The organism is Thaumasiovibrio clandestinus (assembly GCF_047250365.1).
Taxonomy (GTDB): Bacteria; Pseudomonadota; Gammaproteobacteria; order Enterobacterales; family Vibrionaceae; genus Thaumasiovibrio.
Map to the genome: position 1 here is coordinate 1 of NZ_JBLBVL010000029.1, position 15,467 is coordinate 15,467.

Sequence of the window (15,467 nt, forward strand, 5' to 3'; positions counted from 1 at the left end):
TAGGACGATGCTGGAGACAATAAAACGAACGACAGCAGAGCAGCAAGTTGGCTTCAAAGCGGCCGGTGGAGTAAAAACAGCGCAAGAAGCGCAACAATATTTAGCCATGACAGATGAAATCATGGGAAGTGATTGGGTATCAGCCGCTAACTTTCGATTTGGTGCATCGTCTTTACTGAGCAATTTGCTTGCGGCACTGAAGGATGAGGCCAATATATTAGAAGGAGGTTACTGATGCCGAAGCGTGCAATAGTGTTGGTGTTAGACTCTTTTGGTGTAGGGGCGACAGAGGATGCGGCTAAATTTGGTGATGTGGGCGCAAACACCTTAGGGCATATTGCCGCTTATTGTAATAGCAATACATCGACCAAGGCGTTGAAGTTATCGAACCTGACAGCCATGGGTTTAAGTGAAGTGCTAAAATCAGCCTCATCTTCGACGTTCCCATTAGAAGATCATGCACTACTCGAAGCGGCTACTTTCGGATATGCAGCACTATTGTCATCGGGTAAAGATACAACCAGTGGGCATTGGGAGATGATGGGCCTCCCTGTGACTTTTCAGTGGGGACTATTTGAGGGTAAAACTAATAGTTTTCCTGAAGAGTTGCTATCTAATATTTATCAGAAAGCTGGTATCACAGGTTCTCTTGGTAATTGTCATGCATCAGGAACCCAGATCCTCGAAGACTTTGGGCAGATGCATATTGATACTGGTTTACCTATATTCTACACATCAGCAGATTCTGTGTTCCAGGTTGCTGCTCATGAGGAGCATTTTGGCTTAGAACAGTTAATCGCACTATGTCAGCTTATTCGAGAAGAATTGGATGGTTATAATATTGGACGGGTTATTGCGAGGCCGTTCCTTGGTTGCGAGGGTAAATTTTCAAGAACAAAGAATCGAAAAGATCTGTCTGTCTCTCCCCATGATCTGACCCTATTAAATCGCCTGCATAATGGCAATACAGCAAAGGTTATTGGTATTGGAAAAATTGCTGACATTTTTGCTGGTTCAGGTATTGATGAGAGTGTGAAAGCGTCAGGGATCCCAGAGCTATTCGATGTAACAGTACAGCAAATAAAAACGGTTAACGAAGATGCTTTAATTTTTACTAACTTCGTTGATTTTGATTCTGAATATGGGCATCGACGAAACGTCGAAGGCTATGCAAAAGCGCTAGAGTACTTTGACTCTAGGTTACCTGAATTGCTCGATATCTTAGTCGATGACGATGTTTTAGTCATTACGGCAGATCACGGATGTGATCCTACTTGGGAAGGTTCAGACCATACAAGAGAGTTTGTTCCAATTCTCGCGTTAGGGCGTAATCTAAAAAAAGGAGATATCGGGAAAAGGCATAGTTTTGCGGACATAGGACAAACACTCTCACAACATTTTGGGTTGGCGTCCGGTCAGCATGGTACGTCATTTATGACTGAGTTGTAACTCTATTTATATTACCCCAAACGTAAACAAAGAAAGGATTGAACATGATTATTGATTTGATTGGCTATATAGCTTCATTTTTTATTGCGCTTTCATTTTTTATGAAGGACATGAATAAACTAAGGGTATATGGACTTTTCGCGAGTGTTGCATTTTTAATCTACGGTATTTTATTGCAAGCCAACCCAATTATTGTAACAAATATTTTTTGTTCTTTATTTAATGCTTATCATTTGTTGAAGACGTACAGATCAAAAAATAGCCCTGTTCCATCAGTATAATTAATCTGAACTCGGGATAAAAAATAGAAGGGAACTAAACGCTGGTTCTACGATTAGAACTTTCGACCAAGAAGGAAATCATCGCAAAGGAACCAGCAATGAGAAAGTTAACCGACCTATTTTTGCTGTGTCGAAGATTTTTGTAAGGCTTTTTTATCTCAGTGGAAAAAACTTCAAATTGAAACTGGCGAGCATAAATGTAATCGCAAAAGCCGAATGTCCGAAAGTGAAGTACTGACCATCATTATTGCTTTCCATATGTCACACCAACGTGACTTATTCTATCTTGGTATTATTCATCGATATCACAAGAGTGAATTTCCAATGTTGTTTAGTTATACCCGCTTTCTATAATGTAGTGATGTAATGGACGCTGTAGTGGTACGCTGAATTTGGTCACTTAGTTAGAGGTTATATCATTACCTTTGAAGTAAGCAGGTGAGATTATGACTAAACGTACAAGAAGAACCCTAAGCGTTGAGTTTAAGCTTGAAGCAGGCGAGGCTGACAAACCGAGATATGTTTTTGTCTGATGAGTTTCTTAGAATTCGTTTCTTCATAAAAAAACCATACCTGTAGTAAACTTACTTAAGCATCGTACGCTTTTTCAGCTTTTTCAGCTTTTTCAGCTTTTTCAGCTTTTTCAGCTTTTCAAGGTATGGTTGTTTTTATTTCAGTGTATGGCTTCGTAAAATCAACTTATGGTTGTTTTTACATATAATGTAGAAACAACCATAAAGTGATAATAAGAAATTCCATTAATACAGTGGATTAAGAAAAAACAACCATATCTTGATATTGGGCAAAACAACCATAAGCTGATAATTTTGTGATTGGCTGTCTATGCGGCACTAGTTGCTGTAAGAAACTTTCTTTCGTTTTCTCTGTACAGTTTAGCTTGAAGGGGGTGACTCTCGCCACATTTCCTTGTTAGTTACGATATGACAGAATCGCTTGGTGATCACGCACATTTTTGAGGCATCGTAACTCGTTTTTTGACAAAGCCTTATTAGGGTTAAAGATCTAATAACCTTTCGTCTGATAAATGTTTCTTATGATTAAATATGATTGTATGGGAATATTCTAAAATCGTGGCCAATTTAACCGAACCACTAAAGGTCACCATCAGACTAGTAGGTCGATATTGCCTTCTGAGTTTTTCAACAACCTACCTTAATATTTTATTGATATTTTTTACCATATTGGGTAAAGCAACCCTAGATAGACTTCGTATCTGTCCATTGGCTATCTTGACTCGATGTCGACGGATATCTTTATTATTATCCACGATAATAATATTAAGGTCATATATTTGATTAGTATGTTCTGTTATCACATTGTTACCATCCAAGCTGCTATATGCTAAAGAGTTAGCAGGAAGTCGCTTCAGTATATCATCTATGTTTAGACTTATTGTTTCTCTGATGTGAGTAAAGTTGTTAATAAAATCATTTTTTGTCACATAGCGTTTCTTATAATACAGTGCAGTTTCGTCGTTAATTCTTTTTGATTTAGAACCTACTGAGCGGATTGCTTTTAAGTTTGGCGGTAAAGGCTTTAGCTCTGCCATCTCATATATGGAGCCAATACTACGACCCGTGTTGTCGGAAAGTTTGATGACTTTTTGAAACTTCCCACGACCTAATTTTCTCAATACATAGTTACGAAATAACTCTTTGAATCTGTCTTTGAATATATAGCTAACACAAAGAATTATGAAGACATTGATAGACAGTGTGCCATATCCATTTTGAAAATAAAAAACAATAGCTGTTGTAAAAAACATCGATAGAAACGCGCTCAAGCTGAACGCGAATTGTTCTCGAATGTTTCCTAGTTGTTTGATACATTTATTCAACTCAACGAATCGTGTCAGAATGTTCTCTTTATATGTTATTCGCCTGACTGCATCCTTGTTACTAGCGTTGCCATACGTTTTAACTCTATGATATCTTTGCTTTTCTATGAATGAGACAACACTGGACATATCATATTTTTTGCTATGTGATTCGATCCACTTTAGTAGTACTTGTTCTGTATGAAATGTGCAGATCTCATCGCTGTCTCTATATGTTTTTAAGACACCCTTCTGTACTTTGAGTGCTCTCAATAAACTCAGAAGCTCATCGATTTCTTTAAGTATTTTATCTATATTATTTTTTTTAGGTTCTTGTTCTCGCGTCAGGCGTTTAATATGAGCATTGTAAGCTCGGACAAATACCGGCAAATCAACATTTGGATCGGTGCCGCGCAGAGTTTGAGATAGCAAAGGTGCCTTAACCTTTGTGATATGATAAAAATATCTTGAGCTTTTGTTTTTGTAGAAGTCATCGATATCATACGTGTCGTCATTGATGTCTGCTTCAGCAGGTATACATAAATAAATCTCAATGTCAGAAACTCTTGACTTCCCAACATAGAAGTTTATATCAATATATTCTCGTTCAATGTCAACGGTTGTTATCATACTTCTTTACATCCAGCAATGCAGGCGACATCAACAAAACTTAGGTCAATTAGCAATGAACAAGTGTAGATTAAAATTGTCTGAAAAATAACTCTCAAGGTATATTGTTACAGATGCAAGCTTTTTATAGAACTAAGGAATAATTACATTCTTATCTTGTTTTACTTAAAGAGAATATTTTCTGATGGCAATATATAAGACAAAAATGAATTTAATTGGCCATCATTATATTTAAATAACCTAATTGCTGGTGGCTCCAAAGTAAAGCAAGGCTCCATTTCTTTACAAAGATCGAGTTTCACTGAGTGGCAACAACTAGGCCCGGTGCTAACGGGTACCCCATGACATGTAGAATCAATTGCTCTGTGGATATGCCCTGATGCAACATGCATGATGTTTGGATAGTTTTTGGCTATTGACCAGAACTCTTCATCCGCACTCGGGAATCCCATATCATCCATATGTTTAATTCCGGTTAGATACGGAGGATGGTGCATGAATATCATAGTATCCATTGTAGTACTATCTTCAAGTGCTCGTCTAAACCATGCTTGCTTTTCAGCACCAAACTCGGCCTTAGGTGAGTTTTGGTCACTAGTGTCTAAGCCAATAAGATTAAGGCCTTGCTGTTGAGTTTGGAAATGAAGGGGTCCTGTATGTGTATATCCTACTGAACTTCTAAGTGATCTTCTCAAGAAGTCATGATCATCATGGTTACCCGGTACAACAAAGTAGGGTATAGCAAGGTTGTCTAATTGGGTATTGAGTAATTCATACTCTTCTCTAGTTCCTGTTTCGACTAAGTCTCCTGTAATTACAACCAAGTCGATGACAGGATGGAAACGGTTTAAATGATTTATTGTATTTTTTAATTTTTGGTATGTATCAATGCGGCCTTTCAAAAGAGAGGCATGCGGTTGAATATGAATATCTGTAACTTGAGCAATTAACATTTCTATTAGGCCAATAGTTTCATCTTGAGTAAAGATAGATAAAGTGGGTGCTCTGCGTTGAAAGCACCCGAACAAAGATTATTTGTAATTCCTAAGAATTCGATCAGCTTGTGATTGGGCTTGATCCAACGCTTCTTGAGGGGTTTTATCTCCAGTTAAAGAAGCATGCAGGGCACTGGTAAATAATGATAAAATGCGAGGTAATTCAAAAGTGGTAATCTCAGGGTGTGCATATTCAAGCTGTTCTAGCGCCACTTTTGCGTAAGCAAACTCTTCAACATACTGTTTTAATTGGGCCGTTTCCCAAGCTTTGGGAGAAGGAGCTACGTATCCGGTTCCCATCGCCCAGCGAGCAGCTTGTTGTGGGGAAGTGATCCATCGAACAAAATCGAGCGATGCTTTCTTTTGTTCAGGCGTGGAATCTTCGAGCAAATAGAAGTTTGCTCCACCTGTTGGGGAGCCTCTGCGTACCTTCCCGGGTAACATTGCAACACCAAAGTCAAACGATGCGTTCTGGCGGATATTGGATAGATTTCCGGTTGTATTAAACATCATAGCGCTGTGGCCCTCCAAGAAGGAACGCGGAGTTGATCCCCAGTCAATTACTCCTGGCGCCATAACTTCATGTTCTTTTGATAGAGAAACAAAGAACTCTAATGCTTCGACAGTACGAGGATCGTTGAGGTAAACTTCATTGAATTCGGCATTCGCCAGCTTTACACCATTTTGAATAGCAAAAGATTCAAATAACCAGTTGTCAGCACTTGGAATTCTAAGACCCCACTGTTCAACATGGCCCCCATCGTTTTTGTGAGTCAATTTTGATGCAAATGCCACCAACTCATCCCAGTTCTTTGGCGGAGTCTCAGGATCTAGGCCAACTTCAGCGAAGGCATCTTTGTTCCAATACATAATAGGCGTCGATCTCTGGAACGGAATACCATAGGTTTCACCTTCATAGAGACCACTAACAAGGAATCCATCATAGAATGACGTTAGCCAATCCTGCTCTTCTGTTGTTTCAACAACGCTATCAAATGAGGCAATAAGTTCTTGCTCGATTAGTGTTGGTAATGCAGAAGCTACTGCGACTGTAAGCTGTGGAGCATTACCCCCTTTAGCGGCTACCATCATTTTTGACAAAGTATCGTTGTACGAACCTGAGTAAATGGCGTTAATGTTTACTTCTGGGTTTGCACTTGCGTATTCGCTAGAGAGTTCTTCAATAAGCTGCGCTGCACTTCCCCCAACAGCAACAGGGAAGTAAAATTCAAGTTCAATCGGCTTTGCATAAACATAAGTAGTCATTAGAGCCGAAAGTGTTAAAGATGAAAATAGCTTTAATTTAAGTTTCATTTTAAACCTTTTGATTTTTATCAATTAGTTATTTAATACCCGCACGCATAAAGCTTTGTACGAATTGTCTTTGGAACAAAATAAATCCAATCAAGAGTGGTGCTGATGTCATTAATGTCGCTGCGTTGATAATCGACCAGCTGACACTTGAATCTGTAGAGGCAAAAATAGATAAGCCAACAGTGACAGGTCTTGTTTCGACTGAATTGGTGATAATTAATGGCCATAGAAAGTTGTTCCAGTGGTGGCTAACTGAAACTAACCCATAAGCCAAATAGGTTGGTATCGCCAGCGGTACGTATACTTTCAACAATATTTGCAGGGGTCCTGCTCCCTCGACCCTAGCGGCTTCTTCGAGTTCTAGCGGAATTTGTTTAAATGTCTGCCTCAGAAGGAATACCCCAAAGGCTGATGCCATATACGGTAGGGCAATTGCTGTTATCGTATCCATCATGCCTATTGCCCTGATGGTCTGATAGTTTTCGACCATTAATAGATCCGGCATAATGAGAAGCTGTACCAATACCAATGTGAAAGCAATATTGTGGCCTGGAAACTTGAACCGCGCAAAAGCATATGCGGCAAGTGTACAGAGAACGAATTGACACACTAAAATGATACTAACGAGGAAAAACGTATTTAGAAAATACTGGCTAAAAGGGGCTGCATTCCAAGCTTCTCTGAAATTATCTAAGGTAAAAGGTGCAAATAAGTGGAAATTAACCTCATATTCACTGGGATGAAAAGCCGTCCATATGACATACAATAACGGTAGCGCCCATAGCAATGCCAAGCAAAGTGCTGCGGTGTTGTTAAGTAATTTATCAAACGACAACCGAGTAAAAGAAAGCTTATACATTTTATTTAAATATAATGCTCTAATCATCTGTAGTGCACCTTACGATCAAGGAATAAAAATTGACCGATTGCAATAGTAAACATAATTAACAGTAGGACCACGGTTAATGTTGATGCATATGATGTATCCCAATACTTAAAGGCTACTTCATAAATATAATACAGCAATAGTGATGAAGAGTTATCAGGCCCTCCTCCTGTCATAATGAAGATATGATCCACTAACCTGAATGAATTTATAACAGCATTAACCATTACAAATAGTGTTGTTGGCATGAGCAATGGGAAAGTAATTTTCCAAAAGAAATGCCATTTACTACAACCTTCAATATCTGCTGCCTCTTTATAGGTAGGCGGAATCGCTTGCAGAGCTGCTAAATAAAAAATCATAAAGAAGCCTGCTTCTTTCCAAATTGCTACCGTAATGATCGCCGGTAAGACTGTAGTTTTTTGTCCTAGCCAGTTAGTTTCTGGTACATCGAAAAAGAACATTCTTATTTGGTCGAGCAAACCGAATCCAGGGGTATAGAAAAACAACCAGATATTTGCAACGGCAATTAAGGGGAGAACAGTCGGTGCAAAGAACGAGATCCTAAGAAAAGTCTGCCCTTTAAGGTTGTTGTTTACCCACAATGCCATAATGATCGCCAAAGCTATCGTTGTCGGTATTGTTGCAACGGCATACCAAAAATTGTTAATCAGTGCTGTCCAGAAAACATCATCATTGAGTAATAGCTCATAGTTTTCTAATCCGACGAACTCAGAAGGTCTTCGACGAGTCGCTGTTGAAAAAAAACTTGAAATTAACGTTTTAACTGCGGGTATATGAGTGAATATTAACAATACAGCTAATGCTGGGGCAGTTAATATCCAGCCATAAATCCATTGTTTTTTATACATTGTCGGGAGTCCATAACTGTTAAAGTTCAGAGTAATTAGTATGTAACTTCAATACACCTACTTAGCGGAAACTATTACCTCGGTCATCGAAAGAGATCAATTTATTCAAATCAAAACCTAGATTGATACACTCGCCTGCGGCCAGCTTGCTGGAGCCTGGGAGCCTCACTAACGCTGATGATGTACCTATTGAACATTTTGCAAATGAATCCGAACCCAAATATTCAATATTATCAATCACACTAATTACACCGTCCTCTGGTCCAGTTAAGGTAATATCTTCCGGCCTGATTCCTAAGGAGTTACTCGAGGATAGACTATTAATTGATGGTTTTAGATTTTTCGCACTATGTGAGATGACATCATTAGTAGCTATAATGTTCATTGGCGGGTTGCCGATGAATTTTGCAGAGAAGGTCGTAGTTGGCTGTTCATACATCTCCCGCGCACTACCTATTTGTTCTACACTACCGTTGTTCATTAGAACAATTTGATCTGCCATGGTAATAGCTTCAGTTTGATCGTGTGTAACATAAATCATGGTTAGCCCGAGCTTCTTTTGCAAAGCTCTAAGCTCTACTCGCATTTCTTGCCTTAATTTTGCGTCAAGATTTGAAAGTGGTTCATCCATCAAACAAATAGGTCTTTCTGAGACGATAGCTCGAGCTAATGCTATTCTCTGTTGTTGACCGCCTGATAGCTGGTTTGGCTTTCTATCCATTAAGTGCGATATAGATAACAGTTCAGAAACATTCTTTAGCCTCTTTTCCCTTTCTGCCTTCGGTACTTTTCTTAGCTTTATCCCAAACTCAATATTTTCTGACACAGTCAAGTGAGGGAATAAGGCATAGTTTTGAAATACCATTGCTAAATCACGGTTTGCTGGACCTTGATCCGTTACGTCTTGTCCATTGATAAAGACTTGGCCCGTGGTTGGCTTTTCTAACCCAGCGATTATTCTTAATGTTGTCGATTTACCGCAACCGGAAGGCCCTAACAACGCTGTAAATGAGCCCTCCGATATCTTTAAGTTGACATTATTAAGAGCTGTCGTGTCTCCCCAAGACTTCGTTATATTTTTTAGCTCTAGTCCCGTTTGCATTTCCCTTTCTCCCAACGGTGTTCACTTTTTGTAGTAGTTGTAAATGCAATTACTAGCAGTAATTAGACATTTTGATTTAAAAACAGCTAAGCTGATTAATACTGTACAAGTAACATGTTTCAATAACATTGCACTGGGTTACTTCTAATTTTCAGAATAAATAGTCATAAAATTTTTGACTCAGTTCAAAAATTTCAAGTTTTGTTAAAAGCAACGTACTGAAATTTGACTTTCATCATACCGTAACTGGCCATTTTATACTTATGATTTTCAACCTAAAACTTTTGCAAAACTACCAATGTTATGTCTCAAAAAATTCATATATCTGAAAAAACAACGCAATATATGGTTAATTCACTTCAGTTACCTGAACTGATTGATGGAGGGCTATTTGAATGTGGATTTGCCACTGCTAGGGAACTATTTAGTATTTGTCGGAGCCTACCTGATAAATACATGATTATATATAGCGTTCAAGGGGAGGGTTGTATAGAAACCAATGACGATTCCACAGACCTCTCAGAAAATATGGTTGCCTACCTGCCACGCTATTCCCCACATAGTATTAACTTAACAGGGCATAAATGGGACATCGCATGGCTAGCAACAAAAGACAATGAGTTAATTTTAGACTTGCCTCAAACGGCAGAGTTTAGAAACTGCTCAAATGGGATATTGTTAAATAACACCATTCGTAACTTGCAAATTATTAGGAGTCATGAGGCTTTAGACTCACAGTTGCTCAAACTCCATATTAAACAAATGCGTTTGATCCTTGAAAACAGTTTACCTTCGCAACGCGATAAGGCTGAAGTACGGTTAGCACATCTTTTTCAAAAGGTTGAAAGGCAACTGCATAAGGGCTGGACAGTCGCTGGGCTTGCTGAGCTCTTTCCTTGCTCAGAAACACAACTATTTCGACTCTGTGATCAATACCTAGGCCATGGACCTAAAACAGAACTAACAAAAATACGAATGGAGCATGCAAGTCAGATGCTTAAAGGAACAGATGTTCCGATCCAAATTATTTGTGAGACTGTTGGGTACCCAAACGCCGCAAATTTCAGTACCTGTTTTAAAAAGTGGTATTCACTATCACCCTCAACATACAGAAAAAAAGGTAGGGGATAGGAATTGTAAGTAACTATATTTATTAAGTTATTACAGAAATTAACTTCTGAAACGTTAAATAGATGGTAATGCTCATGAGGTTCAAGCCGATATCGATTGCTTAGCTTAAAAATGTCACTGTTTAATTTGAGTCACGTATTGTAGAAATGTGAACTCAGTTTCAACTCGTTACCTCCCACTGAGTGATAAGTTACCAGCTCAAGGTTGTCTTTTTAATGAAGTGGAATAGCTCGTCGATACGAAATCATCCAATGATAGCCTGAAACCATCGTTTACACTTGCAACGTGACAGTAAATTTATTAATCCTGATTTACTTTGTGAGACTATCGAACTCGACCTAAGCGAAGATTTTCACAGCTTGTTAGTATTTACTGCATTTCACTGGCGTAAAAACGTCTAAACAAGTTGATATTATCCCTAAGGAGGTCAGAGAACTGTCAATACTAATGAATTTAATCCGATAGAACACTGTGCATATCCGCTACTACTTATTTTGCACTAAATAGTAAAAGTTATTTCTTCTCTATCCCAAAGAAATCTCACGGCAAATGTTGCACCAAGGTTGCCAGTGCGTTGTTAGTAGTGTGGTGTATTGTTGTGTCATGCTGCCTGTTTGTGTCTATGCTTGAGGAGGGAAGTCTAATTGAATGCAAAAGATAGATTTAAATTTATATTCCTTATGCATATTTCGTGATTCATGTTTGATTTCTGCAATGAATCAATTGAACCTCCCTTTATTCCGATCAATTATTTTGCACCTCGAAACAACATTAATTGAGCAAAAGGAAGAATATCGTGCGCATAAAAAATCTATCAAAAACAATTCTTACTGTCGCTATCACTATGGCTTCATGTAGTGCTTTCGCAAACACAACCTATGCAGATCAGATACTTGAACGGTTAGAAAATGCCAATGAGCACCGTGACCATGTAATGATAGTGGCGCACCGTGGTTTATGGATGAAAGATGGTCAACCTGTTTACGCTGAAGGTTCATTAACCTCAATTAAAAAAGCGATTGAACTGGGCATTGAAGCAATCGAGCAAGATATCCGTAAAACTAAAGACGGTGTATTGATTGGCATGCATGATGAAACTCTTGATCGTACAACTACCTGTACTGGCGAAGTTGCTGAGATGCTATGGGAAGAGCTGAAAAAGTGTAATCTAGTCATTACTGATAATTTGGGACAAAACCGAATTGTTACAGAAGACAGAATTCTAACCCTTGAAGAAATTTTCCTAGCCATCAAAGGCCAGATTCTTCTTAACTTAGATAATAAAATCGGTGTCGAATACTTCCCAGAAATGTTCGAACTTGCACGTGAGGTTGGAGTAGAAAACCATCTTATGGCAACGATTAATCAAAATACCGAAGAGCAACGAGAAGCAGCAACGACGATGATTGCTGATCTTGGCGAAACTGAAGCTTACTTCATGGCCAACCTTTATGATTCACACGTTGGGCTAGATGTAGTTGAAGCCTCTTTAAAAGAGTTTAGTCCTGCTGCAATTCAGCTTCGTAACTACCATGCTCCAGATAGTAAAATCACTATGGATGGTGGTGTACTATTCAGTGATGAAGCAAAGAGCTTAGCAACAGAACATAATGCTCATATGTGGATCAATACGCTATACACATACCGTGAACAAGCGGGCCTGCGCTCTGGTGGACGTGGCGATGAAATGGCAGTTTATGCATACTTGCCTTCTGAAGTATACGGTTTTTGGGCTGATAAAGGAGCGACGATGATTCAAACCGATGAGCCTGAATTTGCTATGGAATGGTTAGCAGAAAATGGTTACCGTCAGCCTTATAATTAATTTGGCTGATGAACTACAATTGGTATGCACATAGTTGGGTAGTTTTATATTACTTCTAACTATATATTTAAATACGGCAGACCAACTGAGTAATTATAATGCAGCGACGTTGTTTATACAACATCGCTGCATGAATAATCGAAAAAAGTCTTGTGGAACATGGTGTTGGAATAAGGTTCAGGAATTATTTGAAAGTTATTCTAGTAAGTTTAGCTAACCTTTCGTGCTATTTATCCTACTTATTTTAAGGTTAAAGATTACTCTCTACAACAATAAATAGTCAGATCTAATGTACTAGAATTAAAAAATCAGTCACTTCAAAAAGGATTTGTGCCTACATAAAAAAGCATGAAAGATTATAATCAGATCTGCTCATAAAGCAGGCATTCCTAATGATGCTGGACGCTTAGTTTGGCCGCTACTTATGTCTGGTTATTTAATTATTCGTTACCATAGCTGTTCCTTACGTTGTAACAATGCTCGGTTAGAACATCCGAGCTTTTTTAATTCATATCCCTTATATTTCATCAAGATGAATATCAGGGTTTACCATCATAGTTTTTCATTGTTTGCATAAACAGTACGCCGTATCTAATTGTAGTAGACACTTAATTAGCGAGATAATCTCTAAATAATAGTTCGGGGTACACCTTACATTTATAAACTCGCATTTGAAGTCAAAGCCATTTTTTTTCTGATTCATTACACATATCGATAAACGATTTGGTTATAGGTGAAGCAGAGCGGTGATCGTAAACCAGACACAAGCTAGCTGGTAGTCTTTCTTTTAATTTAATGAAGCGAATGTTGTTCCACCTGTGGTTACGAAAACTTGACGGAATTATGGTTATCGTTTGAAAGCTTGCGACGTATGCCATTAAGGTATTTGGTTCGATGAATTCGTTGTCAATGGATGGTATAAACCCAGCATGCTCACATGCATTAATAATTATATCAGCAGATGCTGAGTTTCTTCTTGCAAGAAAGCTAAATGAATAATCGCAAAGTTCAGCGATTGATATGAGTTTTCTATCTTTAAGAGGGTGACGGTCAGAGACAGCAACAATAAAGTCTTCACTTGTCACTCGGAGAGATCTCATCGGATGTATGTTCAGTGCATCAGGAAAGCGACAAACACCAATATCGATATTTTTTTCAATTAATTGAGTTTTCTGGGACTCTGGACACAATTCAATAATCTCAACTAAATAGTTAGGATAAAGGAGTCTAAAGCTCGACAGCATACCAGTAAATCCTGCCCAAAATGCAGAGCTTACCAACCCAATCCTCAGTGTACTATTTTGTCCACGATCTATTCTTTTCACCTTAGCTAAAGAGCGATCAAGCGCTTTGAATATTTGTTCACACTCTTTATGAAGTGCTACACCAGATGCAGTTAGATGTACATTTCGTGAGTTTCTAATCAGTAATTCAACATCAAGGGTGGATTCTAATTCTTTAATTTGCACACTTAATGGCGATGTCGTTATATTCAGACGTTCTGCGGCCTTAGCAAAATGCCCTGTTTCAGCAACAGCGACGAAATAGCGCAACATCTTCAAAGTGACACGTTCCATCAAAATGGCATTATCTTTTATCACCAATTTACTCCTTTTGTGACGAAGCGAAGGTTTTTGGACAAAAGTAAATAAAGCAGCATTTAAAAGTGAGGCCTGTATTTGTACGAGATCTCATTTTTAAGCCTTGCGCCACACATCATAGATAGTTTGTCAATGACTTTTCTTATGCGTTTGGTCACAAAAGATGCTGTTTGTACTTATTTTATCATCCGTGAATGCTCCTGATTATCCTTAAAAAAAGGATGATGTCTATGTTTTTCCCAATCATCCGATGGTGACATTTCGGTAATCTACTGACGAACAAATTATATTACACACTAAATATGGGTAAAAAAATGACATACGATCCTGTTGTAAACGCGTTGCAAACCATTCTGGAAAAAAAACCTGGTTTTAAGCCAAAAGCGGCCTTCATTCTTGGCTCTGGCCTAGGTGTTATCGCAGATGAGTTGGCTGACAAGGTTACTATCTCATATGAAGAACTAGATGGATTCCCAGTCAGCACCGTTGAAGGTCACTCTGGAGAGTTGGTTCTTGGTTCAATGAACGGTGTTGATGTCGTCTGCATGAAAGGCAGAGGGCATTATTACGAGCATCAGTCGATGAAAGTGATGACAACCCCAGTAAGAACTTTTAAAAAGCTCGGATGTGAGTTCCTATTGGTGACAAACGCCGCTGGGTCTCTTCGCCCAGAGCGCATTGATGTTGGTTCGTTGGTTGTTTTCCATGATCACATTAATACTATGCCTGAGTCTCCAATGACTGGCGCCAATGATGAAGAATACGGTCCTCGTTTCTTTAGTCTTGCAAATGCTTATGACAAATCACTACGCAGTGAACTATTAGAGGTCGCGGAAACAAATAATATTCACCTTAACCAAGGCGTGTTTGTTTCATATACAGGTCCTAACTTCGAAACGGCTGCTGAAATCAGAATGATGCAAATCATTGGTGGTGATGTTGTTGGTATGTCGGTTGTTCCTGAGGTTATTTCTGCGGCGCACTGTGGTCTGCCTGTTCTTTCAGTTTGTGCCATTACAAATATGGCCGAAGGCCTTGGTGATGTAGAGCTCTCGCACGATCAAACCTTGAAGTGTGCAAAACTAGCAGAAGCCGACTTTATCCAGTTAATTAAGTCATTCATGGCTAAGCACTTCTAAGCTAAGGGAACATTATGTTTGCAGTAGGGTTTTTAGGTATAGCGGCCTTAATAGGCATCGGTTATGCCGTATCGGTTAATCGCAAGGCGATAAACTTGCGTACAGTTGGTACTGCTTTTCTATTACAGCTCGGTATTGGTGCATTGGTATTGTATGTACCATTGGGACGCGCTGTTCTAGAAGGTATGTCACATGGTGTTCATGCTGTTCTTGATAGCGGTAAAGCTGGCATACATTTCTTGTTCGGGAGTTTAGTTAACTTCTCGGTCGAAGGTATTGGATTCGTATTTGCTTTGAATGTTCTTCCATTGGTGGTGTTCTTCTCTGCATTAATTGCAGTACTTTACCATATGGGTGTTATGCAATATGTCATTCGGATCATCGGCGGAGCCATGGCTAAAGTGC

General features: G+C 38.9%; 13 protein-coding genes and 2 pseudogenes. 8 read left to right on the forward strand and 7 right to left on the reverse strand.

The window, feature by feature from the left end:
• From ACKLNH_RS19955 to ACKLNH_RS20670, 4 genes and pseudogenes are all read left to right on the forward strand, one after another.
• Window positions 1–235, forward strand: a pseudogene (locus ACKLNH_RS19955) (deoxyribose-phosphate aldolase); the annotation flags it as partial.
• Window positions 235–1,449: a phosphopentomutase gene (locus ACKLNH_RS19960; protein ID WP_413114026.1), complete on the forward strand. Its 1,215-nt coding sequence runs from the start codon at window positions 235–237 to the stop codon at window positions 1,447–1,449. The pseudogene ACKLNH_RS19955 and the gene ACKLNH_RS19960, both read left to right, overlap by 1 nt.
• Window positions 1,450–1,493: 44 nt before the next feature.
• The gene (locus ACKLNH_RS19965) at window positions 1,494–1,730 is read left to right on the forward strand and encodes a YgjV family protein (RefSeq protein WP_413114027.1); all 237 of its coding nucleotides are present in this window, start codon (window positions 1,494–1,496) and stop codon (window positions 1,728–1,730) included.
• A 98-nt stretch (window positions 1,731–1,828) separates the two neighbouring features.
• A pseudogene (locus ACKLNH_RS20670) lies at window positions 1,829–2,081 on the forward strand (IS982 family transposase); the annotation flags it as partial.
• Window positions 2,082–2,898: 817 nt separating this feature from the next.
• Here the strand turns inward: ACKLNH_RS20670 and ACKLNH_RS19970 are convergent.
• The 6 genes from ACKLNH_RS19970 to ACKLNH_RS19995 all read right to left on the reverse strand — a co-directional run bounded on the left by ACKLNH_RS19970 (window position 2,899) and on the right by ACKLNH_RS19995 (window position 9,366).
• A complete protein-coding gene (locus tag ACKLNH_RS19970; protein ID WP_413114028.1) occupies window positions 2,899–4,197 on the reverse strand; it encodes a hypothetical protein in 1,299 nt (432 codons plus the stop codon).
• 161 nt (window positions 4,198–4,358) lie between these two features.
• Window positions 4,359–5,150: a phosphodiesterase gene (locus ACKLNH_RS19975; protein WP_413114029.1), complete on the reverse strand. Its 792-nt coding sequence runs from the start codon at window positions 5,148–5,150 to the stop codon at window positions 4,359–4,361.
• Window positions 5,151–5,228: 78 nt separating this feature from the next.
• Window positions 5,229–6,506 (reverse strand): ABC transporter substrate-binding protein, encoded by a 1,278-nt coding sequence (locus ACKLNH_RS19980; RefSeq protein ID WP_413114030.1) that lies wholly within the window; start codon window positions 6,504–6,506, stop codon window positions 5,229–5,231.
• Between the two features lie 28 nt (window positions 6,507–6,534).
• On the reverse strand, window positions 6,535–7,392 hold the full coding sequence (locus tag ACKLNH_RS19985; protein WP_413114031.1) for a carbohydrate ABC transporter permease: 858 nt from the start codon (window positions 7,390–7,392) through the stop codon (window positions 6,535–6,537).
• Window positions 7,389–8,264, reverse strand: a complete 876-nt coding sequence (locus ACKLNH_RS19990; RefSeq protein ID WP_413114032.1) for a carbohydrate ABC transporter permease — start codon at window positions 8,262–8,264, stop codon at window positions 7,389–7,391. The genes ACKLNH_RS19985 and ACKLNH_RS19990 overlap by 4 nt, the downstream gene beginning before the upstream one ends.
• A 61-nt stretch (window positions 8,265–8,325) precedes the next feature.
• Entirely contained in the window at window positions 8,326–9,366 is a 1,041-nt protein-coding gene (locus tag ACKLNH_RS19995; protein WP_413114033.1) for an ABC transporter ATP-binding protein, read from the reverse strand.
• Window positions 9,367–9,669: 303 nt separating this feature from the next.
• Between ACKLNH_RS19995 and ACKLNH_RS20000 the strand changes: the two genes are divergently transcribed.
• A complete protein-coding gene (locus tag ACKLNH_RS20000; RefSeq protein ID WP_413114034.1) occupies window positions 9,670–10,497 on the forward strand; it encodes an AraC family transcriptional regulator in 828 nt (275 codons plus the stop codon).
• A gap of 796 nt (window positions 10,498–11,293) precedes the next feature.
• Window positions 11,294–12,322 carry a glycerophosphodiester phosphodiesterase family protein gene (locus ACKLNH_RS20005; protein WP_413114035.1) on the forward strand — a complete coding sequence of 343 codons (1,029 nt, stop codon included), beginning with the start codon at window positions 11,294–11,296 and terminating at the stop codon, window positions 12,320–12,322.
• A gap of 677 nt (window positions 12,323–12,999) precedes the next feature.
• Here the strand turns inward: ACKLNH_RS20005 and ACKLNH_RS20010 are convergent.
• The gene (locus tag ACKLNH_RS20010) at window positions 13,000–13,923 is read right to left on the reverse strand and encodes a LysR family transcriptional regulator (protein WP_413114036.1); all 924 of its coding nucleotides are present in this window, start codon (window positions 13,921–13,923) and stop codon (window positions 13,000–13,002) included.
• Window positions 13,924–14,237: 314 nt separating this feature from the next.
• Here ACKLNH_RS20010 and xapA point away from each other — a divergent pair, with 314 nt between their 5' ends.
• Entirely contained in the window at window positions 14,238–15,062 is an 825-nt protein-coding gene (xapA, locus tag ACKLNH_RS20015; RefSeq protein WP_413114037.1) for a xanthosine phosphorylase, read from the forward strand.
• A gap of 11 nt (window positions 15,063–15,073) precedes the next feature.
• Window positions 15,074–15,467: Na+ dependent nucleoside transporter N-terminal domain-containing protein (locus ACKLNH_RS20020; protein WP_413114038.1), on the forward strand; the 394-nt coding region annotated here is incomplete at its 3' end.